Below are 20,624 nucleotides of genomic sequence, written 5' to 3'. Positions count from 1 at the left end.
GTCGGTCAGCGGCCGGGGCCGGTGAGGAAGTCGAGGATCGTGTCGGTGGCGTCGAGGGCCTTGCTGACGGGGCCGAACCCCTCGGGCGGGGGAACGGTCGAGCCCGGCCAGGTGTGACCGGCGTCGTCGACGACGAGGAGTTGCACGGTGCCGCCGCCGGACCGCCGGTCGCCGCCGGGGGCGTCCTTCCCGAGCCGCCAGACCGTCCGGTCGTAGCCCTTCTCCGCCCGGGTGACCGGCTTGCCCGCGTCCCCGGCCGCCGCGAACGCCGCCGCGCTGTCCCGGGCCGACCGGGTCGGCAGGATCGGCTCCTCGGGGTCCGGCGGCGGGGAGGGCAGGCCCGCGAGCGGCCGTACGGGGTCGTCGGCGCCGTAGACGACCATGACGGGGACGGGCCCGGTGGGCTCCACCGCGGCGGACCCGGTGGGCAGTTGGCCGGAGACCGAGGCCGCGCCCGCCAGCAGGGCGGGGCGCTCGGCGGCCATGCGCAGGGCCATCGAGCCGCCGTTGGAGAACCCGGTGACGTAGACCCGGTCGGGGTCGGCGCGCTCGGTGCGGACCAGGTGCTTGATCAGGGCCTCGGTGAAGCGGACGTCCAGGCCGGGGTCCGGGCGCTGCTTCGTGGCCCGCGTGCCGGCGGCCCAGCCGTGGCCGAGGCCCTCGGGAAAGGCGACGAGCATGCCGCGCGCGGTGGCGGCCCGCTCCAGGCGGGACTTCGCCCGCAGCTCGGCGGCGTCGCCACCGCGGCCGTGGAAGGCGATGAGGAGGGGCCTCGAGCCGTCGTCGGCGGTGGGGGTGGCGGGCCGGTGCAGGAGGTACTGGCGGGTGTCACCGTCCACCCGGAGCCGGGCGCGGACCTCCGGCGCCGGAGTGCCCGTACCGGCGGCGGACGGGCGGCTCGCCGACGGTGCCGCGGTGGGGCGGCCGGAGTCGGCGCCGGGATCTGCGTCGGTGTCGGCGGCGCAGCCGGCCAGGGGGAGGACGAGGGCGAGGGCCAGCACGCCGGGCCACCGGCGGGCGCGAGGCGCGAGGCGAGGGTCACGGTCACGACCACGGTCACTGTCACGGTCACGGAAGGAGCGCATGGCCCGAGGAGAGCAACCCCGCCGAGTCCCTGTCCAAGACCGATATGGATGTCGGATCGATCAAGCACCGATATGATTACTGGTCGTGGACCTGGTGCGGCACCTGGAGTGCTTTGTGGCTGTTGCAGAAGAGTCACACTTCGGGCGTGCCGCCGCCCGGCTCGGCATGGCCCAGCCGCCCCTGTCGCAGCGCATCCAGCGGCTGGAGAAGGAGCTGGGCGTCCGGCTCTTCGAGCGCTCCAGCCGCCAGGTGACGATCACCGAGGCGGGCACGCTGCTGCTCGCCGAGGCGCGTGAGCTGCTGGCCCGCGCCGAGGCGCTGCGGACCGCCGCGCGCCGCATCCGGGACGGCGAGAGCGGTCTGCTGCGCGCCGCCCTGTCCCCCGACATCTCCGGCGAGACGGTCGCCGCGCTGCTGGCCGACTTCCGCCGCCGGCACGCGGGCCTCGAACTGGAGCTGCACGAGCTGACCACCGCCCAGCAGCTCGCCGGGTTCGCCGCCCACGAGCTGGACGTCGGCCTCATCCACCACCCGTGCGACGTCACCGGCCTGGAGCTGGGCCCGGTGCTCCGCCGCGACCTCGGCGTACTGCTGCCGCGCGGCGCGCCCCAGACGGAGCTGGACGCGGTGCCGCTCGCCGCCCTCACCGGCTACGACCTGGTGCTCTTCCCGCGCGCCGACGCCCCCGCGGTCTACGACGACCTGCTCACCGCCTGCGCCCGGGGCGGCTACACGCCCGCCGCGGTACGGCACGGCCAGGGCGCCAGCTTCGTCCGCGGCCTGGTCCTGTCGTCGGGGGCGGTCGCCCTCGGCCCCCGCGACACCCGGCTCGTGACCCCCGGCGACCAGGACCTGGTCTGGCGCCCGCTGGCCGGGGCGCCGCCCGTCTGGCGGCACTCCGCGGCCTGGCCCAAGGGGCGCGGCGACGCCGCCGTCGGCGCCTTCGCGGACGCGGCCACCCACGCCCTGCGCACCACGGCCGACGCCCACCCCGAGACCCCCGCCCGGCCCCTGCACCTCCGCCCGGCATCGGAGTACTGGCTGTGACCGACACCGCCACCTTCGGCCCCCACCCGAGGCCCCTCACCCACCCCGCGCCCGCCGACACCCTCCGGCAAGCCCCGGCCATTGCGCGCGTCGCGGAGGTCACCCACCCGGTGACGGAGGCAGACCCGGCCGTGACCGACGCCGCCACGCTCGGCCGCCGCCCGGCGCACCACGCTGCTCGCCGCCGGCACCCGACGCCCCTCACCCACCCCGCGCCCGACGACGCCCATCGGGAGGCCCCGGTCGTCGCGCGCGTCGCGGAGGTCACCCGCCCGGTGACGGAGGCAGGCCCGGCCGTGACCGACGCCGCCACGCTCGGCCGCCGCCCGGCGCACCACGCTGCTCGCCGCCGGCACCCGACGCCCCCCGCCCGCCCCGCGCCCGGCGACGCCCTCCGGGAAGCCCCGGCCATCGCGTGCCTCGCGGAGGTCACCCACCCGGTGACCCCCGGCCCGGCACCCGAGGCAGACCCGGCCATGACCGACACCGCCCGGCTCAGCCACCGCCCGGGGCACCCCGCCGCCCACCACCGGCACCCGACGCCCCTCACCCGCCCCGCGCCCGGCGACGCCCTCCGGGAAGCCCCGGTCGGCGCGGGGGGCGCTCGGGCTGCGGGGTACCACTTGGCACCGGAGGTGCGGGCATGACCGATACCGTTACCGCCGCCCGGCTGGACGCCGCCTTCGCCGGGGCCGGGGTCACCGGGTGGCTGCACGCCGTGGACATCGACTCGGGGGCGCAGGTCGGGGCCGGGGCGGACCAGCCGGTCTGCACGGCCAGTGTCCACAAGCTGTGTGTACTGGTGACGCTGCACGAGCTGGCGGCGGCCGGGGAGCTGGACCTCACCGAGCAGGTCGAGTGCCCGCCCGCCGGACGCACCCCGGGCCCCACCGGGCTCGCGGCCATGCTCGACCCGGTCCGGCTGTCGCTGCGCGACGCCGCGTACCTGATGATGTCCGTCAGCGACAACACCGCCGCCGACCTGCTACTGCGCCGGGTCGGCCTGGACGCCGTCAACCGCACCGCGGCCCGGCTCGGCCTCACCCGGACGCGGGCGGTGTACGGCTTCGGCGAGATGCTGGGCACCATGCGCGAGGACGCCGGGCCCGCCGGTGCCCGGGCGCTGACCGACCCGCACGTCATCACCCGCCTGCGCGCCCTGGACCCGGCCCGCACCAACCACAGCACCCCCCGCGACATGACCCGCCTGCTCGGCGCCCTGTGGCGGGACGAGACCTGCCCGCCCGAGTACGGCGACGCGATGCGCCGGATCATGGGCCTCCAGGTCTGGCCGCACCGCCTGGCCTCGGGCTTCCCCTTCGACGACGTGCACGTGGCCGGCAAGACCGGCAGCCTGCCCACCCTGCGCAACGAGGTCGGCGTCGTCGAATACCCCGACGGCGGCCGCTACGCCGTGGCCGTCTTCACCCGCACCGCCCACACGGCGGCCGTGCTCCCGGCGGCGGACGCGGTGATCGGCACCGCGGCCCGGATCGCGGTGGACGCACTGCGGGCACCATGAGGGGGCCCTGAGGGGGTCCGCGCGTCAGGACGCGTTGTCGCGCCAGCGCCCGCCGCTGGGCGCCGAGTCGAAACGGGTCGACGCCGAGCCGTTGCCGCTGAAGTCGTTGCCGGAGACCCGGCCGCCGGTCCAGACGGCCCCGGGCGCGATCCACACGGCGTGGAGCTGGGTGCGGGGGTGCCCGTCGTCCCGGACGCGGTTGCCGTGCACGTACGGGTGGATCACGGCAGCGGCGGCGGTGAGACCGGCACGCGGGGCCGGGGAGTCCGGGAGGCGGTAGGCGGTGCCGGGCGCGGGGGTGCCGTCGGGCCACGCGGTGTCGGCGCCCGGGCGCACCGGGGCGAGGGTGAGCCGGGTCGCGGTATTGTCGACGACCACGGCGGTGACCTCGGCGTTGACCTCCGCCGTGACCTCGGTGGTGCCCTCGGCCCCTGCGGGACCGCCGCCGACCGTCAGCTCCTTGCCGCGGTGGCCGCCCGGAAGCCAGTCGGCCCGCTCGTCGGTCAGCGACAGCGGCCCGCAGTGGACGCCCTCGCCGCCCCCGTCCGCTTCCGGCGCCGCTCGGCGGCCGTTGCCCCGGATCCGGTTGCCGAAGATCGCGGGCTCGTGCAGCGGGGCGTCGACGCGGATGCCGTCCAGCGCGTTGCCGTGGATGTCGTTGGACTCCAGGACGATGTCCGTGGCGGGCTCCTGGTCGCCGCCGGCCAGGTTGTGCTGCCAGTAGCCGTACCGCCCGTTGCCGCCGACCCGGTTGCCGTGGAAGCCGTACGGACCGGGGGTGTTGCCCAGCGCGATCCCGTCCCCCGCGTTGCCGTCGATCACGCACCCGGTGACGAGGCCGCCGCGCCCGCCGACGCTCGTCGTGCCCTGCGCCGACACGTCGAACCCGGCGACGTGGTTGCCGAGCATCGTGCAGCCGGTGACCAGGAGGCCGTCGGCGCCCCAGTCGGAGATGCCGTAGCGGTTGTCCTCGGTGTGGCAGGCGGTGACCCGGATGCCGCGGGGCGGGACCCAGTCGTCCTGCTGGAGTTCCAGGAAGATGCCGTTGGTGCCGTTGCCGCGCGCGGTGCAGTCGGTCACCGCCAGCCGTTCGACCGGCCCCCATCCGCCGACCCCGATCCCGATGCCCGCGCCGCCCATCTTCTCGCCGGGGTCCTGCCGTCCGCACCGCTCCGCCAGCACCCCCTCCACCACCGTGTCCTGGAGGAAGTCGCACCCGAAGCCGGTGGCGGCGGTGTCGTGGATGTAGAGGTCGCTGAAGCGCCCGCGCAGCACGTATTGCAGGCCCAGTCCCTTGGCCAGCACCTCGTACTCCTCGGTCGCCACCCCCAACCCGTCGATCTCGAAGTGGGCGAAGGTGACGTCCGCGATGGGACGGTCCCGCCCCGCGCCGTGCTGCGCGGCGGTGAACCAGGCCAGGGGCACCGGCTGCGTGGGGGCGCCCGGGTTGGCGAGCGCGAAGCACGTGGCACCGCGTCCGGCGCCGACCAGCGAGACGCCGCTGCGCCAGCGCACCGGCCGGTCCCGGATCACGTACCGCCCGGCGGGTACGCGCACGGTGCGCGGCCGCCCGTCCTCGGCGGTGGCGTCGCCCAGCGCGTCCACCAGCTTCTGGAGGGCGGACCGGTCGTCGGCGGCCCCGTCCCCGACCAGGCCGTACTCCTGGGCTTCCGCCGTCAACGGCATGCTCATGGGCTGCTCCTTCCGCCCTCGCCCGCGCCGACCGGGTACCAGCCACCGGCCCGTCCCAATCGCGCGCACGGACCCGCGCACATCACGGGGACATATCAGGCGCTTTATCTCATTTGGGGGTACATAATCAGAACATGAGTACGGCAACGTATGTACTGCTGGCCGCGCCTTCGGGCGGGCTCAAAGTGATCGTGGTCTTCATCATCGGACTGGTGATCGCCGGGGCGTTGGTCTGGGCCGTACGCATCGGCATGCGGGTCATGGACCGGGAGCCGGACCGCCCCCGCGCCGACGAACAGCCGCACCTCCCGGCCACCGGGGCCGTCCGCGAGGAACGGGAGATGCGCGAACCCGACGAGATCCCGCTGAACAGTGACGGGAGCCCGCGGCTCATGCCCTACGAGCTGCACCACTCGGGCAGCCGCCGCTGCGACGACCAGAAGCGGCGCCGCTGGCTGCCGGGGTCGAGCGGAGCCTTCGGCAGCGGCGGGCCGGGACACGTCTGAGGACGCGGGCGGCCCCACCCCCGCCGAGCCGGTGCTCGTGCGCCGTCCCGTCTCGCCCCGTCCCGTCCCGTCCCGTCCGGGAGGAAACTCGCTCGCGTCCGCGCCCGGCCCCCCGTACCGTCACCCCCATGAAGCGCGCCTGTCCGTCCTTGATGACGACGCCGGGGACCGTCCCGGCGCGCTGACTGCTGACCAGAAGTCCGAAGCCCCGGGGCGAACGCCCCGGGGCTTCGTCGCGTGGTGCTCGTCCTGTGGACCGTTCCGAGGGAGACCACCATGCACCGCGAGGACCACCGGCGGCTCGGCCGCGAACTGGCGCTGTTCGACACCGACCCCCTCATGGGCGCGGGCCTGCCGTACTGGCTGCCCGACGGCGCGGTCGTCCGCCACACCCTGGAGGAGTACGTCCGCGACGCGGAGCGCCGGGCCGGCTACCGGCACGTCTACTCGCCCGTGCTCGGCAAACGCGAGCTGTACGAGATCTCGGGGCACTGGGAGCACTACCGCGACGACATGTTCCCGCCGATGGCGCTGGGCGCCGAGGAGGTCGTGCTGCGGCCGAGCCTGTGCCCCCACCACGCCCTGGTCTACCGCTCCCGCTCCCGCAGCCACCGCGAACTGCCCCTGCGCATCGCCGAGCTGGGCGCGATGTACCGCTCCGAGCCGTCCGGCGTCCTCGGCGGACTGACCCGCGTGCGGGCCATCCACCTCAACGACGCGCACATCTTCTGCACCCCGGACCAGGCCGCCGACGAGGCCCGCACCGCCCTCGGGCTCATCCGCCGCGCCCACGCCGACCTCGGCATCCGGGCCGCCCGCTACCGCCTGTCCCTGCCGGGCCCCGGCGGCAAGTACGTCGCCGATCCGGAGCTGTGGCGGCGGTCCACCGCGCTGCTCGAAGAGGCCCTGGACGGGCTGCCGTACGAGGCGGTGGAGGGCGAGGCGGCCTTCTACGGCCCGAAGATCGACGTGCAGATCGAGGACCTGGCGGGCCGCGAGTCGACCCTGTCGACCGTCCAGATCGACTTCCACCAGCCCCAACGCTTCGGCCTGCGCTACCTCGCCCCCGACGGCACCCGGCGGCGCCCGGTCCTGGTGCACCGCAGCGTCATCGGCAGCGTGGAACGAGCGGTCGCCCACCTGATCGAGGTGCACGGCGGCGCGTTCCCGGCGTGGCTGGCCCCGGTGCAGCTGGTGGTGCTGCCGGTGGCCGGGGCGCAGCGGGAGGCGGCGCACGCCCTCGTACGGCAGGCCGCCGAGCTGGGGCTGCGGGCCGAGCTCGCCGACCCGGAGCGCGGCAGCCTCGGCGCCCGGGTGCGGGCGGCGCGGAAGGTGCCGTACCAGGCGGTGATCGGCGCGCGGGAGGCGCGGGACGGCGACCTGGTCGACGTACGCCTGCGCGACGGACGCCGCCCGGGCCCGCTGCCCGGCACCGAACTCCTGCGCCGCATCACCGAACGGGTCGAGGCCCGCGGCCCGGAATTGTGGCCCTCCGACTGAGCCCGCCCTCCTGCCGAAGCGGCCCCGCACCCCGCCGGGCCGGGGGACGCGGTCGCGTCCGCGTAAGGTCGCCGCATCGGCGTCCCCCGCGAAGCACAAGGAGCCCCGGCCGTGAGCACCGAGTCCGAGCAGCAGCAGACCATCCCGGTGATCATCGACTGCGACACCGGCATCGACGACGCCCTGGCCCTGCTGCTGGCGGTCCGCCACCCGCGTTTGGACCTGCGCGCGGTCACCTGCGTGGCCGGGAACACGGACGTGGCCGGGGTCGTACGGAACACGCTGACCGTGCTGGAGCGGGCCGGCGCCCCGGACGTTCCGGTCGCCCGGGGTGCCGAGCGGCCGCTGATCGAGGGCGTGCGCACCGCGCGGCACGTGCACGGGGCCGACGGCATGGGCGACCTCGGGCTGCCCGCGCCCACCCGCACCCCCGCCGACGTGGACGCGGTGACGCTGCTGCGCCGGGAGATCCTCGTCTCCCCGCGCCCGGTCACCCTGATCCCCACCGCGCCGCTGACCAACATCGCGCTGCTGCTGCGCACCCACCCCGAGGTCACCCGCAACATCGAGCGGATCGTGTTCATGGGCGGCGCGGTGGCCACCGGGAACGCGACGCCGGTCGCCGAGTTCAACGTGTGGCACGACCCGGAGGCCGCGGCGATCCTGCTCACCGCCGGGGTGCCGATCACCATGTACGGCCTGGACGTGTTCGAGCGGGTGATCGTGCCCGGCGCGGACGTACGGCGGCTGCGCGCGAGCGCCGAGCCCGGCACCCGGCTCGCCGGGGAGCTGCTCGCCCACCGCGGCCCCGCCACCGACGCCACGGACCCCGGCGGCGGGCTCGGCGACGCGGGCGCGGTCTGCGCGGTGATCGACCCGGCGGGCCTGACCACGCACCGGCTGCCCGTCGAGGTGTCCCTGGCCCCCGGCCCCGCCCGCGGCCAGACCCTCGTCGACCGGCGGCTGCGCGTCGGCGAGTCCGAACTGCACGACGGCATGCGCGAACAGCCCCTCGTCGACGTGGCCCTGGACGTGGACGTCACCCGGTACGTGGACCTGTACCTCGGCACGGTCGAGCGCACGGAGGCGTAACCACCGGCGCGTCGCGGGCGCGCGGGTTCGCTTTTCGGGTGATCTGGACAGACGTACCAGATCAGTTCGTGTCGCCCGCACGTACCGCGAAGGAGGCCGCGTGACCGTACGCAGCACCACCAGCACCCCCGATCTGTCGTCCAAGGACCCCAACTGGTGGCGGCAGGCCGTGATCTACCAGGTCTATCCCCGCAGCTTCGCCGACGCCGACGGCGACGGGCTCGGCGACCTGCGCGGCGTCACCCAGCGCCTGACCCACCTGGCCGCCCTCGGCGTCGACGCCCTCTGGCTCAGCCCCTTCTACCCCTCCGAACTCGCCGACGGCGGCTACGACGTCGACGACTACCGCGACGTCGACCCGCGCCTGGGCACCCTGGACGACTTCGACGCGATGGCCGCCGAGGCCCACCGGCTGGGCCTGAAGGTGATCGTCGACCTGGTCCCCAACCACACCTCGCACCGCCACGCCTGGTTCCGGGAGGCCCTGGCCGCCGGCCCGGGATCGGCCGCCCGCGACCGGTACGTCTTCCGCGACGGCCGCGGCGCGCACGGCGAACTCCCGCCCACCGACTGGCAGTCCGTCTTCGGCGGCAGCGCCTGGCAGCGGGTGCCCGACGGACAGTGGTACCTGCACCTGTTCGCCCCCCAACAGCCCGACCTGAACTGGGAGAACGAACAGGTCCGCGCCGACTTCCGCACCACGCTGAAGTTCTGGTGCGACCGGGGCGTCGACGGGTTCCGCGTGGACGTCGCGCACGCGCTGGTCAAGGACCTGACCGAGCCGCTGCGCGACCTCGGCGCCCCCGAGCTGAGCGGCGAGGCGGCCCTCGACCGGTTCGCGCCGGGCACCCACCCCTTCTACGACCGCGACGAGGTCCACGAGGTCTACCGCGACTGGCGCAAGATCCTCGACGCCTACACCCCGCCCCGCACGGCCGTCGCCGAGGCCTGGGTACCGGGCCCCCGGCGCGTCCTCTACGCCCGCCCGGACGAACTCGGCCAGGCCTTCAACTTCGAGTACCTCCAGACCGGCTGGGACGCGGCCGAGCTGCGCGAGGTCATCACCGGCTCGCTGGCCGACGCGCGGGCCGCCGGCGCCTCGGCGACCTGGGTGCTGTCCAACCACGACGTCGTCCGGCACGCCACCCGCCTGGTCCTGCCGCCGGACACGGACACCGACGCCTGGCTGCTGTCCGGCGGCCACGCGCCCGCCGTCGACCCGGCGGCCGGGCTGCGCCGGGCCCGCGCGGCGACGCTGCTGATGCTGGCGCTGCCCGGCTCGGCCTACCTCTACCAGGGCGAGGAGCTGGGGCTGCCCGAGGTGGCCGACCTGCCCACCGAGGTCCTCCAGGACCCGATCTGGGAGCAGACCGGCCACGTCCGCAAGGGCCGCGACGGCTGCCGGGTGCCGCTGCCCTGGACGACGGAGGGGCCCTCGTACGGCTTCGGCGCGGGCGGGGCGTGGCTGCCGCAGCCGCCGGACTTCGCGGCGTACGCCGTCCAGGCCCAGGACGGGGTGGCGGGCTCGACGCTGGAGCTGTACCGCACGGCCCTGCGGCTGCGCCGCAAGCTGCTCGACGGCGAGTCGCTGACCTGGTCGGACGACGTCCCGGCGGGAGTGCTGCGGTTCGACCGCTCGGACGGCTGGCGCTGCGTCACCAACCTCTCCGGCCGGGCGGTGGACCTGCCCGCCGGCGAGGTGCTGCTGAGCAGCGCGCCGCTGGAGGACGGCCGGCTCGGCCCGGACACGACGGTGTGGCTGGGTCTGTAACGGTGCGGCCGGGCCGGTAGCCGGTCCCGGCCGCGGTCGCCGGGCACGCTCACCCGGACGGCCGCGCGCGCTGGTGGCGGGGCGGGGACGGTGGTGGCGTGGAGGGGTGACCGATCCTGACCGGCGCCGGTCGCACCGGCCCTCCAGGAGGCACCGATGCAGCACGCCCCCGCCGCCCGCCCGTCGCCCGTCCCCGGCGCCCGCCCGCTGCTCGGCGCCGCGCTCGCGGCGGTGCTGGCGCTGACGGCGACCGCCTGCGCCGTCGGCGGGCGGGGGACGGACCGGCCGGCCGGCACGGCGCCGCCGCCCGCGCGGTCCCCGGCCGCGCTCGCGTCACCGGGCCTGCCGCCGGTGCTCACCCGGGGGCAGGCGCGGGCGGCCCTGATCACGGCGGCCGACCTGGGGGAGGCGTGGGCGCCCACGCGGGGTGCCGCAACCTGGCGCGACGAGCTGCTCAAGGCCACCGCCGGACGGTCCGACTGCCGACGGCTGCTGGACGTCCTCTACACCGAGGACCTCTTCGGCGCGGACCCCGCCACCGCGCCCCGGGCCACGGCCGCCCTGGACGACGCGGACGGCGGGGCCCAGCTGCACTACCGGGTCACCTCCTACCGCGCCGCCGACCTGGACCGGACGCTGGCCTGGCTCGGGACGCTGCCGGACACGTGCGGACACTTCGCGGCGCGGGCCGCCGCCGACGGCACCACCCGGGACGTCCGGGTGACCGCACTGCCGCTGCCGGACGCGGGGGACGCCCGCCGGGGCCTGCGGGTGACGGTGAGCGGCGCGGCACCGGACGACGCGACGGACACCGGGGCGGACCCGGAGGCGGACACCGGGACGGACCCGGAGGACACCGGGGCGGACACCGAGGCGGGCACCCGGGGCGGGGTCCTCACCGTGGACCTCGTCGCCGTCCGCGTCGGCGACGACGCGATCAGCCTCACCAACGGCACCCTCGGCGAACCGGCCGACGACGCCACCCTGACGTCCGTCGAGGCCGGCACCGGACGCCTGACGGAGGCCCGGCGACAGGGCCGGGCCCAGGTGTGAGCCCCCGGCAAGGCACCGGCCGGGCGCTGGCCGGGGCTACAGCGGCGGCTGTGCGGGCGCCGGGCCCAGGGTGGTCGTGCCGGGCGCGGTGCGGTGCCCGAGGCCGGTGCGGTACGCGTCCAGGGCGGCCTCCACGCGGCCGGTGCGGCGCAGCAGGTCGCCCAGGAGCCGGCACAGGTCGGCCAGGTCACCGGCGGCGCCGGCCCGCTCCAGCAGGCTCAGCGCACGGACGTAGTGCTCCTCGGCGGCCTCGGTGTCCCGGGCGTCCTCGGCGATGATGCCGAGCAGCCGGTGGGCGCCCGCGGAGTGCACGGCGCCGCGCTCGGAGGAGAGGTCGTCGAGGACGCCGTGCAGCAGTTCCGCGGCCTCCTCGGACTTGCCGCGCCGGTGCAGCACGTCGGCCAGTTCGACGGCGACCTGGCTGCTGTAGAGGGCGGCGCGGGTGGCCGAGAGCATGCCGAGGGCCTCGCGCATCTCCGCCTCGGCGCGCGGGAGTTCGCCGTTCTGGGCGCAGACGTAGCCGCGCATCCAGTGGCAGTTGGCCAGCTCGGTGCGCAGGTGCAGCGTGCGGTACAGCTCGGCCGCCTTGGCGAGCGAGGCGTCGGCCTCGGCGAGGCGGCCCTCGGCGAGCAGGGTGCGGGCGACGGAGCGGTGCATGCGGGCCACCAGGGCGGGGTCCCCGGCGCTGGGGGCGAGGGAGAGGGCGAGTTCGGCGGCCTGGGCGGCCCGCGCGTGGGCGCCCATGTCCATGTACGGGCCGATGGCGCTGGCGTAGAGCAGCAGCAGCGCGTCGGGGTCGTGCAGGCCGCCGCGGTTCAGCTCGTCGAGGGTGGACTCCAGCAGGTAGACGGCGTAGCGCAGTTCACCGGCGAGGTAGTGGGCGAGCGCCCGGCCGCGCAGCGCGGGGACCCGGGCGGGCAGCGGGGCGCCGGCCGCCACGAGGCACTGCTCGGCCCGCTCGAAGTACTCCCGTCCGGCGGTCAGTTCGCCGGTCTCCACGGCGCACTCGCCGAGCCCGAGCAGCGCGGCGGCCCGCTCCTCGGCCAGCTCGTACGCCTCGGCCTCGGCGAGCAGCTCGGTGTACTGCCCGGCCGCCTCCTCGGCGCCCTCGGTGGCGAGGGTGCGCTGCGCCTCGGTGAGCCTGAGCCGCAGGTCGGTGGCGAGGCGGGCGGGGCGTCCGGTGGCCAGCTCCTCGTAACCGACGCCGAGCCGCTCGGCGAGGTGCCGCAGCGCCTCGTCGGAGGGGCGGACGCGACCGGCCTCCAGGGTGGAGATGTAGGCGGGTGTGTACGCCGGTTCCGCGAGCTGGCGCTGGGTCATCCCGCGCTCGGCCCGCAGCCGCTGCACCCGGCGTCCGATGGCGTTTCGGTCGTCACGGTCCCCCACTGCCAACGCCCCCTGAGGCTCTTGCCGTTCGGCTCGGACGGCTCTAGGTTAAACGGTGTATTAAGCGCGCTTAACCGCGCTTGACACACTCCCTCATCCCCCAGAGGACGCCGTGCCCGTACGCTCCCGCACCGCCGAACGCTACGCCAGAGCCCTCGCCGCGGCCCTCACCGCCGTGGCCTGCCTGCTGCTGGCCGGGAACGCGGGCCCGACGGCCGCGAGCGGCTCCCCCGCACCGGCCGACGGGAGCGCCCCGCACCTGGGCGAACCGGCCCCGGTGCACCGCTGAGGGGCGCGAGGCGGACCGGGCCGGCAGAGCACGCGGCGGCAGTGCCGGTGGCCGGCTCAGCCCTGGGTCTGCAAGCGGCTCAGTTCCCGCTGGACGTGGTCCAGGGCGCCCTCGCGGCGGCCCGGCACCCGGCCGCGCAGCGCGGCGAGGGCCGCGCCCAGTTCGCGGGCCCGGCCGGCGTCGCGGACCAGCCCCCACTGGTGGTGCGCCCGGTCGACGGCCGCCTCCACGGCGGGCGCCTGCGGGGGCTGCCCGGCGCCGAGCCGGGCCTCGGCCACCGTCAGCCAGGTCCGGCAGCTGCGCACCGGGTCCCCCGCGAACATCGCCAGGTCGGCCCGGACCTCGGTCCAGTGCAGCGCGTCCTCGGAGGCGGGCCCGTGCGCGTGCGCCGCGGCCCGCTCGTGCCGGGCGGCGAGCGCGTCGGCGTCACCGTGCCGCCCGGAGCGCACGGCCGCGGCGATGACGGCGTGCGGGTCGCCCGCCACCGGCCCCGGCGCCGTCAGCACCAGGTCCGCGCCGCTGCCCGCGGTGTCGGCCGCGGCCCGGTCCAGCGCCTGCTGGTGCAGCTCGTCCGGCGGCGGCCGGTGCCCGCTGCGCAGGATCGTCGCGACGCCCCGCATGTACGAGGGCACGGCCACCGTCCGCCGGGCGGGCGGCGGCGCGATGCGACCGTAGACGGCGTTGTTGCGCCCGGAGTCCAGCGGGCTGGTGCGCAGCCACTGCCAGGTCTCCCGGTCGGCGTGCAGATCGAGCAGCAGCGTCGTCGCGCCGCTCGGCCGCAGCCGCAGCTCCTCGCGGACCCAGTGCCAGGGCAGCGCGGTGTAGCGGACGGTCGACGGCGTCGTGCGGGCCAGCGCCAGGTGCGGCAGGCGCTGGCGCCGGTCCAGCTGGAGCTGCCCGGCGACGTAGACCGTGAGCGGTCCGGGGGCCGCCGCCGCGGCCCGCAGCCGGGTGAGGACCGCCTGCGGCTCCAGCGGGTCGGCGAGTTCCACGACGTTCGCCGTGTCCGTGCCGGAGAGCACGGCGGGCGGCACCGCCGCGAGCACGGGGAGCACGGAGGCGGCGTCCACCAGGCACCCACGGCCCACGGGCGACGCCGCGAGCAGCAGCACGGTTCCGGGCATGTCCCCTCCCCCTGTCGATCACGTACGGCAGCACGGTAACCGCTGCGGCTGCACAGCGGGGCACTCATCCGTGGGCGGCCGGTTCCCGGCCGGCCGGTGTCCGCCGTACCGCGAAGACCGTGGTGTCGTCGGCCACCCGGCCCCGGCAGTGCCGCAGCGTGCCGTCCCGCACCAGGGCCACCAGCCGCGCGGGCGCGGCGCCGCGCGCGTCGGCGGCGAGGGCGCGCGCGATGTCCTCGGCCGGCCGGTAGAAGACCCCGCGGGGGTCGCGGGCCTCGGTCACCCCGTCGGTGACCAGCAGCAGCGTCTCGTCCGCGGCCAGGCGCAGCCGGTGCACCGGCGGCGGCGCCCCTGCCCGGCCGGTGGGCGCCAGTTCGGCCATGCCCAGCGGCAGCCCGCCCACGACCGGCAGCACGCGCACCCCGCGGGGGCCGACCGCCAGCGGGGGCTCGTGGCCGAAGACGACGGCGTCCACCGCGTCCGGCAGGCCGGGGGAGAAGCCGATCAGCACGGCGGTGGCGAACCGGTCGCCGTCGGCCCGGCCGAGGGCGGCGGTGTGCGCGCGGTGGCGCACCATGCGGATCTCCAGCCGCTCGGCGACCGTCCCGAGGTCCGCCTCGTGGTAGGCGGCCTCGCGGAAGGTGCCGAGCAGCGCGGCGGCCGTCTCCACCGCGCCGAGCCCCTTGCCCTGCACGTCGCCGACGAGGACCCGGGTGCCGTGCGGGCCCGGCTGGATGTCGTAGAAGTCGCCGCCGACGCGGGCCTCGCTGTCCGCGGCGAGGTACACGGCGGCGTGGTCGAGGCCGCCGAAGCCCACCGGCAGCGGACGCAGCACGGTGCGGCGGGTGGTGTCGGCGATGTCCCGCATGTGCAGCATGCGCCGCTCCCCGCCGACCCGGAACCCGGCGGCCACCACGGCGATGGCACCGCCGAGGACGACGAGGACCAGACCGGGCAGCCCGGTCTCGTCACGGTGCTGCCAGACGGTGTCGGCACAGACGTAGACGCCGAGCGCGAGCGCCGCGAGGACGGCCGTCCCGCGCACCCCGCAGATCGCGGCGGCGACGCCCGGCACCAGCACGGTCCAGGAGATGATCTCGAAGGCGCCGGTGGTGATGTCACCGACGCCGATGCCGAGGAGCAGCAGCAGCGGGAACACCCAGGCCACCGTGCGGCCGCGCACACTGAGCAGCTCGTGCCGGGACACGGCGTCGCCCCGGCCGGCGGCGTGCACGAGCCGACCGAGCGGCCGCCACCGGGCGCGCACCGGGCTGCCGACACGACCCCTCACGGGCCCCAGCGAAACACGCGCCCGACCGGCCCGCATCCCGACTTGCCGCCCGGCGGACCCAGGTGTGCCCTGGTAGACGGGGGCAGAGGGGGCGAGGCGAGAGGAGTGCTCTCATGACTCACGCGGTACCCACACGCGGAACGTCCACCGGCACCCGCACCGGCGCGTCCGGGCACACGACGCCCGACGTCTTCGGCGCGCGCACCCACCTGCTGGCGAAGTGGGCGATGCCCCTCGCGCTCGGCCTGGTCTACGGCTACTGGGCCGCGTCCATCCGCCGCCACGGCGGCCCCGTCACCGGCTGGAACCTGCTGTTCGGCTTCCTGACGGTGCTCGCGTTCGCCCTCCTGTGGTACGTGGTCCGCGCGGTCGCCGACCGGCTGCCGCGCGAGGGCCACGCGGTGCTGTGGGGGGCGTTCGCGGGCAGCGCGCTGGGATTCCTGTACTCGGGCAGCGGCGTGGCCATGTTCACCTGCGTCCTGGTGTCCCTGCTGCTCGCGGCGGCGGTGACCGCCGGGCTGTACTACCGCTACGCCACCCACCAGGACGCCGAGGAGGCGCGGACGGCCCGGCACGGCACCCCCACCCGCGCCACCTGACCGGATCGTCCCCGGGGGCCATATGCAGTCACGCCGGTCGCCCGGCGGGGGCGCCGGGGTTTGCCTGGGAGGGTGTCCCCCCGTCTCCGCGGCGCCCTGTCGGCCGTCCTGATCGTCCTCGCCAGCCTGCTCGTACCGTGCGCCACGCTGGCGGGCTGGGCCCTGCACGGGCCGGCCGACACCCGCCGGTACGTCGCCGCCGTGGCCCCGCTCGCCGACGACCCGGACGTACGGGAGGCGGCCGCCGACACGCTGGGCGCCGGGTTCGCCGGATACGTCGACGAGGCCACGGCCGGCCCGGTGAACGGCACCGTGCGGCTCTTCGTACGGGACGCGGCCCGGTCGTTCACCCGCACCGAGGCCTTCCACGAGGGCTGGGACGCGGCCAACCGCACCGTCCACGCCGCCGTGCTGCGCGCCCTGCGCGACGACGGCGCCGCTGGACGCGCGGTCACCGTCGACCTGGCCCCGGTCACCGAACGCGTGCGGGACCGGCTCGCCGAGGACCACGTGCCCTTCGCCCGGCGCATCCCGGTGCGGCACACCGCCCTCACCGTGCTCCCGGCCCGCGAGGCGGACCGGCTCAGGAAGGGCTACCACGTGCTCGACGTCGCCGCCCTGTGGCTGCCGCTGGCGGCCGTCGTCTTCGCCGTCACCGGCATCGCCGTCGCCGCCCGCCGCCGCCGCGCCGTCACCGCCGCCGGGATCGGCACCGCCCTCGGCGGCGCCCTGCTCGCCCTCGCCGTGCTGGTCGGCCGCCGGCTCACCGTCGCGGAACTCCCCGGCCCGGTGGACGGCCCCGCCGCGGGCGCCGTCTACGACGCCCTCACCGAAACCCTGCGCACCGCCTCCTGGCTCCTCGTCGCCCTCGGCCTCACGGTCGCCCTGGCCTCCTGGCTCACCGGCCGGTACGGGCGCCGGCCGCGCCACCGGTCCCCCGCGCGGCCCCCCGGCGAGCCCGCATCGCCCCGGCCCAGCCGCACCCGGCTCTGAAACCCTTGGCGGGACCCGCGCCCCGGCGGCTACCGTCGCCGAGCATGACCGAGCCCGAGCCCGAGACGAAGACCGAGAGCCGCACGACGACCCTGTGGCGGCCCACCGGCCCCGAGGAACTGGCGCTCGTCGAAGCCTCCGGCTGGACGGCCTGGCCCCCGCGCCTGCCCGAGCAGCCGATCTTCTACCCGGTCCTCAACGAGGACTACGCCGTCCGCATCGCCCGCGACTGGAACGTCCCCGCCTCCGGCTCCGGCTACGTGACCCGCTTCGAGGTCGACACCGCCTTCCTGGCGCGCTACCCCGTACGCCGGGCGGGCGGCGAGACCATCCTGGAGCTGTGGGTCCCGGCACAGGAGCTGGCGGAGTTCAACCGGCACATCGTGGGCCGCATCGAGGTCGTCCGGGAGTTCCACGCGCCCGCGTAGGGCGGCCGCCGGGCAACTTCCGGCGCCCCGCTCCCGTCCTTGAGAAAGGATTCGGGCACCGCACCGCGAGCGAAAGGCCGGGACGTGGACACCCAGACCGACACGGGGACCGGTGCGTGGACGGACGGCGGCGGCCGGGCGCCCCGCGGCGCCGGACGGCGCTTCGGTGCCTGGTGCGCGGGGCTGCTGTTCGCCGGGGTGAGCGCGGCCGTCGGCTGCCGGGTCGCCGACACCGACGGCGTCACCCCCGTACCGCAGCTCCTCGCCTTCCTGCCCTGGCTGCTGGTGCCGACCGGCGCCGGGCTGCTGCTCACGCTGCTCGCCCGGTGGTGGACCGGCGCGGTCTGGGGCGTCGCGCTGCTCGGCCTGCTGGCGTGGTTCATCGAGCCGTACGGCAAGAGCGGGGAGCCCACCGGGCCGCCCGTCGCCGAGGTGCGGGTGCTGACCTCCAACGTGGAGTTCGGGCAGGGCACCGACGCGCTGATCGCCGCCGTGCGCCGCGAGAAACCCGACCTCGTGTTCGTACAGGAGTGCGAGTCCACCTGTGATGCGGCGCTGCGGCGCGACCTGGCCGCCGACTACCCCCACCGGCGGGCCGTCGAGGGCGACGGCTCCGAGGGCTCCGTGATCCTCAGCGCCCTCCCGCTCCGGGCCGCCCCCGCCGTCCCCGGCACCCTGGGCATGCCCGCCGCCGTCGCCGACGTGCGCGGCCACGCCGTACGGCTCCAGCTCGCCCACCCGATGCCGCCGCTGGCGGACCAGGTGGGCCTCTGGCGCGAGGAACTGGACGCCCTGCGCGACGCGGCCGCCGCGGACCGCGGGACACCCACGGTCCTGGCCGGCGACTTCAACGCCTCGCAGGACCACGCCGCCTTCCGCCGCGTCCTCGACACCGGGCTGCGCGACGCCGCCCGGCTGGCGGGCGAGGACCGCACCCCCAGCTGGCCCGCGCGCACCCTCCCCGCGTTCGGCGCGCAGATCGACCACGTCCTGGTGTCCGAGGACTTCGCCGCGCGCGACGCCCGCTTCCTGGACCTGGCCGACACCGACCACCGCGCGCTGGTCGTCGACCTGACCCTGCACGCGGCGGAAGACTGACCCCGCTCCCGCTCCCTCCGGAACGGCTCAGACGCCGATGTCCCGGCCGTCCGCGCGCCACACCGCCACGACCGCCGGGCGCACGATCTTCCCGGGCCCGTCCGGCCAGGTGCTGGCCGGCCGCTCCACGGAGGCGCCGTCGACCTCGCCCGGGTGCTGCACGGCGACCAGCACCCGCCGGTCCTGCACCAGCGGACCGCAGGTCTCCGCACCGGTCGGCACGGTCAGGAACTGCTTCAGCTCACCGCGCCGGTCGCCCTTGGTCGCCACGCCGAAGAGCCCGTCGTGGCTGCCGAGCGCGTTGCCGTCGGTGGAGATCCACAGGTTGCCGTGCGCGTCGAAGGCGACGTTGTCGGGGCAGGAGATCGCGCTGACCCGGTCCTTCGGGAAGCCCGCGAAGTAGGTCGCCGGGTCCTCCGGGTCACCGGCGACCAGGAACAGCGACCACCCGAAACTGGTGGCGTCGGCCCGGTTCCCGCGCTCGGTCAGCTCCAGGACGTGGCCGTGCTTGTTGGCGTTGCGCGGGTTGGCCTCGTCGGGGCCCGCGTAACCGGCCTTGCCCCGGTTGGAGTTGTTGGTGAGGGCGACGTACACCTTGCCGGTGGCCGGCGACGGCTCGATGTCCTCGGGCCGGTCCATCTTCGTGGCCCCGACCTTGTCCCCGGCGAGCCGCGTGAAGACGCACACCTCCTCGGCGCTCATCCCCTCGACGTGCGACACGGCACCGCGCTCCGTGGCGGTCACCAGCGGAATCCACGTGCCACCGCCGTCGAACTCGCCGTCGCGCGGCAGCGTGCCCGCCCCGTCGATCTCGATCGCCGGGGAGTCGCCGGTCAGCTTGGCGACGTACAGGGTCCCCTCGTCGAGCAGCGAGAGGTTGTGCTCGCGCGCCCAGCGGGAGGTGCCGTGCCGCATCCGCTTGCTGCCGACGAACTTGTAGAAGTAGTCGAACCGCTCGTCGTCCCCGGTGTAGACGACCGGCCGCCCGTCGTGCGTCAGCCGCACGGTCGCGGCCTCGTGCTTGAACCGGCCGAGCAGCGTGTGCTTGCGCGGCGTGGACTCGGGGTCGTACGGGTCCAGCTCGACGACGTACCCGAAGCGGTGCACCTCGTTCGGCTCCCGGGCCACGTCGAACCGCTTGTCGAACCGCTCCCACTTCCGCTCGGTGGCCCCGGTCCCGATCCCGTACCGCTTGTCGGTGGCCCGGCTGCTGTTGGCGAAGTACTGGTTGAAGTTCTCCTCGCCGTGCAGCGTCGTGCCCCACGGGGTGGTGCCGCCGGAGCAGTTGTTGAGGGTGCCGAGCACCGTGCGGCCGGTGCGGTCGGCGGAGGTCTTCACCAGGTCGGACCCGGCGGCCGGCCCGGTCAGCCGGAACTCGGTGGTGGCGGTGACCCGCCGGTTCAGCCGGTGCCGCGACACGGGCGTCAGCCGCCCGCTCCGCCTCTCCTCCGCCACGGCGACGACGGACAGCCCGTGCGCGGCCCAGGCGATCTCGACCTGCTCACGGGTCGGGTTCTCGGGGTCGTAGCCGCGGAACATGAGCACCTCGTCGGTGTACTCGTGGTTCGCGACCAGGAGCTGGCGGCCGTGCTCGCCCCGCAGCGGCAGCAGCGCGAGGAAGTCGTTGTTGTACCCGAACTGCCCGGCCTGCGCCTCGGCGGTCTGCTTCTCGGCGTCGAAGGCGGGCGCCCCGCGCAGAATGGGTTCACCCCAACGGATGACGACGTCCTGCCGGTACCCCTCCGGCACGGTCACCGCGTCGTCGGTGTTGGGCGCGACGGGCGCGAACCGCAGCCCCCGCGCCCCCTGCGCCCCGGACGGCTTCCCGTGCCCCTTTCCAGCCGCCGGCGCGGCCTGCGCCGACGGCGCCCCCGCCACCCCCACCGCCCCGGCGCCGGCCGCGGCGACGGTCACGACGGCGGCGGCACGCATCATCGAACGGCGGCTGAGCGCACCGGCGATGACATCGCCGACGTACTCGTTGGAGCTGGTGTTCGGCACCTCGTGGAAGCAGGCGTCGCCGCACCGGAAACGGCAGGTCATCGCGGACCGGCCGCCAGGATGCGAACCGGACGGCGTCCCGATCAACGGCAGGAGCTTGCGCACTGTGTTCTCCCCTTGAGAATCCCTGTATGCCCTGGTGTCAG

19 protein-coding genes are annotated in these 20,624 nt (G+C 76.1%); 13 read left to right on the top strand and 6 right to left on the bottom strand.

Annotated features, from left to right (window positions below; translation table 11 throughout):
• Positions 1-5 precede the first annotated feature (5 nt).
• On the bottom strand, positions 6-1,001 hold the full coding sequence (locus tag ACIRGB_RS05065) for an alpha/beta hydrolase family esterase (RefSeq protein ID WP_403858733.1): 996 nt from the start codon (positions 999-1,001) through the stop codon (positions 6-8).
• A gap of 199 nt (positions 1,002-1,200) precedes the next feature.
• On the opposite strand from ACIRGB_RS05065, the gene ACIRGB_RS05060 reads away from it, so the two are divergent.
• The 3 genes from ACIRGB_RS05060 to ACIRGB_RS05050 are packed head-to-tail and all read left to right on the top strand — an operon-like array spanning position 1,201 to position 3,655.
• A complete protein-coding gene (locus ACIRGB_RS05060; protein WP_403858731.1) occupies positions 1,201-2,133 on the top strand; it encodes a LysR family transcriptional regulator in 933 nt (310 codons plus the stop codon).
• Positions 2,130-2,780 carry a hypothetical protein gene (locus ACIRGB_RS05055; RefSeq protein ID WP_403858729.1) on the top strand — a complete coding sequence of 217 codons (651 nt, stop codon included), beginning with the start codon at positions 2,130-2,132 and terminating at the stop codon, positions 2,778-2,780. Before ACIRGB_RS05060 ends, ACIRGB_RS05055 begins: the two co-directional genes overlap by 4 nt.
• Entirely contained in the window at positions 2,777-3,655 is an 879-nt protein-coding gene (locus ACIRGB_RS05050) for a serine hydrolase (RefSeq protein WP_403858727.1), read from the top strand. Before ACIRGB_RS05055 ends, ACIRGB_RS05050 begins: the two co-directional genes overlap by 4 nt.
• Before the next feature lie 24 nt (positions 3,656-3,679).
• Here ACIRGB_RS05050 and ACIRGB_RS05045 read toward each other — a convergent pair whose 3' ends face one another.
• A complete protein-coding gene (locus ACIRGB_RS05045; RefSeq protein ID WP_403858725.1) occupies positions 3,680-5,347 on the bottom strand; it encodes a right-handed parallel beta-helix repeat-containing protein in 1,668 nt (555 codons plus the stop codon).
• 134 nt (positions 5,348-5,481) lie between these two features.
• On the opposite strand from ACIRGB_RS05045, the gene ACIRGB_RS05040 reads away from it, so the two are divergent.
• The 5 genes from ACIRGB_RS05040 (at position 5,482) to ACIRGB_RS05020 (ending at position 11,269) form a co-directional block, all read left to right on the top strand.
• A complete protein-coding gene (locus ACIRGB_RS05040) occupies positions 5,482-5,853 on the top strand; it encodes a DUF6479 family protein (RefSeq protein ID WP_403858723.1) in 372 nt (123 codons plus the stop codon).
• A 276-nt stretch (positions 5,854-6,129) separates the two neighbouring features.
• The gene (gene thrS, locus ACIRGB_RS05035; RefSeq protein ID WP_403858721.1) at positions 6,130-7,353 is read left to right on the top strand and encodes a threonine--tRNA ligase; all 1,224 of its coding nucleotides are present in this window, start codon (positions 6,130-6,132) and stop codon (positions 7,351-7,353) included.
• Positions 7,354-7,464: 111 nt separating this feature from the next.
• The gene (locus ACIRGB_RS05030) at positions 7,465-8,445 is read left to right on the top strand and encodes a nucleoside hydrolase (RefSeq protein ID WP_403858719.1); all 981 of its coding nucleotides are present in this window, start codon (positions 7,465-7,467) and stop codon (positions 8,443-8,445) included.
• Between the two features lie 100 nt (positions 8,446-8,545).
• Positions 8,546-10,216: a glycoside hydrolase family 13 protein gene (locus ACIRGB_RS05025; protein ID WP_403858717.1), complete on the top strand. Its 1,671-nt coding sequence runs from the start codon at positions 8,546-8,548 to the stop codon at positions 10,214-10,216.
• 156 nt (positions 10,217-10,372) lie between these two features.
• Positions 10,373-11,269 (top strand): hypothetical protein, encoded by an 897-nt coding sequence (locus ACIRGB_RS05020; RefSeq protein ID WP_403858715.1) that lies wholly within the window; start codon positions 10,373-10,375, stop codon positions 11,267-11,269.
• Between the two features lie 36 nt (positions 11,270-11,305).
• Here ACIRGB_RS05020 and ACIRGB_RS05015 read toward each other — a convergent pair whose 3' ends face one another.
• A complete protein-coding gene (locus tag ACIRGB_RS05015; RefSeq protein WP_403858713.1) occupies positions 11,306-12,655 on the bottom strand; it encodes a helix-turn-helix domain-containing protein in 1,350 nt (449 codons plus the stop codon).
• Positions 12,656-12,767: 112 nt separating this feature from the next.
• Between ACIRGB_RS05015 and ACIRGB_RS05010 the strand changes: the two genes are divergently transcribed.
• On the top strand, positions 12,768-12,944 hold the full coding sequence (locus tag ACIRGB_RS05010; RefSeq protein ID WP_403858711.1) for a hypothetical protein: 177 nt from the start codon (positions 12,768-12,770) through the stop codon (positions 12,942-12,944).
• Between the two features lie 56 nt (positions 12,945-13,000).
• On the opposite strand, the gene ACIRGB_RS05005 is transcribed toward ACIRGB_RS05010, so the two are convergent.
• Positions 13,001-14,068 (bottom strand): hypothetical protein, encoded by a 1,068-nt coding sequence (locus ACIRGB_RS05005; protein ID WP_403858709.1) that lies wholly within the window; start codon positions 14,066-14,068, stop codon positions 13,001-13,003.
• Positions 14,069-14,132: 64 nt separating this feature from the next.
• A complete protein-coding gene (locus ACIRGB_RS05000; protein WP_403858707.1) occupies positions 14,133-15,395 on the bottom strand; it encodes a PP2C family protein-serine/threonine phosphatase in 1,263 nt (420 codons plus the stop codon).
• Between the two features lie 77 nt (positions 15,396-15,472).
• On the opposite strand from ACIRGB_RS05000, the gene ACIRGB_RS04995 reads away from it, so the two are divergent.
• The 4 genes from ACIRGB_RS04995 to ACIRGB_RS04980 all read left to right on the top strand — a co-directional run bounded on the left by ACIRGB_RS04995 (position 15,473) and on the right by ACIRGB_RS04980 (position 18,477).
• A complete protein-coding gene (locus tag ACIRGB_RS04995) occupies positions 15,473-15,958 on the top strand; it encodes a hypothetical protein (protein ID WP_403858705.1) in 486 nt (161 codons plus the stop codon).
• Between the two features lie 72 nt (positions 15,959-16,030).
• Positions 16,031-16,951, top strand: a complete 921-nt coding sequence (locus ACIRGB_RS04990) for a hypothetical protein (protein WP_403858703.1) — start codon at positions 16,031-16,033, stop codon at positions 16,949-16,951.
• Positions 16,952-16,995: 44 nt separating this feature from the next.
• A complete protein-coding gene (locus tag ACIRGB_RS04985; RefSeq protein ID WP_403858701.1) occupies positions 16,996-17,379 on the top strand; it encodes an ADP-ribosylation/crystallin J1 in 384 nt (127 codons plus the stop codon).
• Positions 17,380-17,463: 84 nt separating this feature from the next.
• Positions 17,464-18,477 (top strand): endonuclease/exonuclease/phosphatase family protein, encoded by a 1,014-nt coding sequence (locus ACIRGB_RS04980; protein WP_403858699.1) that lies wholly within the window; start codon positions 17,464-17,466, stop codon positions 18,475-18,477.
• A gap of 27 nt (positions 18,478-18,504) precedes the next feature.
• Here the strand turns inward: ACIRGB_RS04980 and ACIRGB_RS04975 are convergent, their stop codons facing one another.
• On the bottom strand, positions 18,505-20,583 hold the full coding sequence (locus ACIRGB_RS04975) for a PhoX family protein (RefSeq protein WP_403858697.1): 2,079 nt from the start codon (positions 20,581-20,583) through the stop codon (positions 18,505-18,507).
• Positions 20,584-20,624 lie beyond the last annotated feature (41 nt).

Source organism: Streptomyces sp. NPDC102490, assembly GCF_044765285.1.
GTDB lineage: Bacteria > Actinomycetota > Actinomycetes > Streptomycetales > Streptomycetaceae > Streptomyces.
The sequence above is the reverse complement of the archived record's forward strand: the minus strand, read 5'-3'. Positions and strand labels throughout refer to the sequence as shown.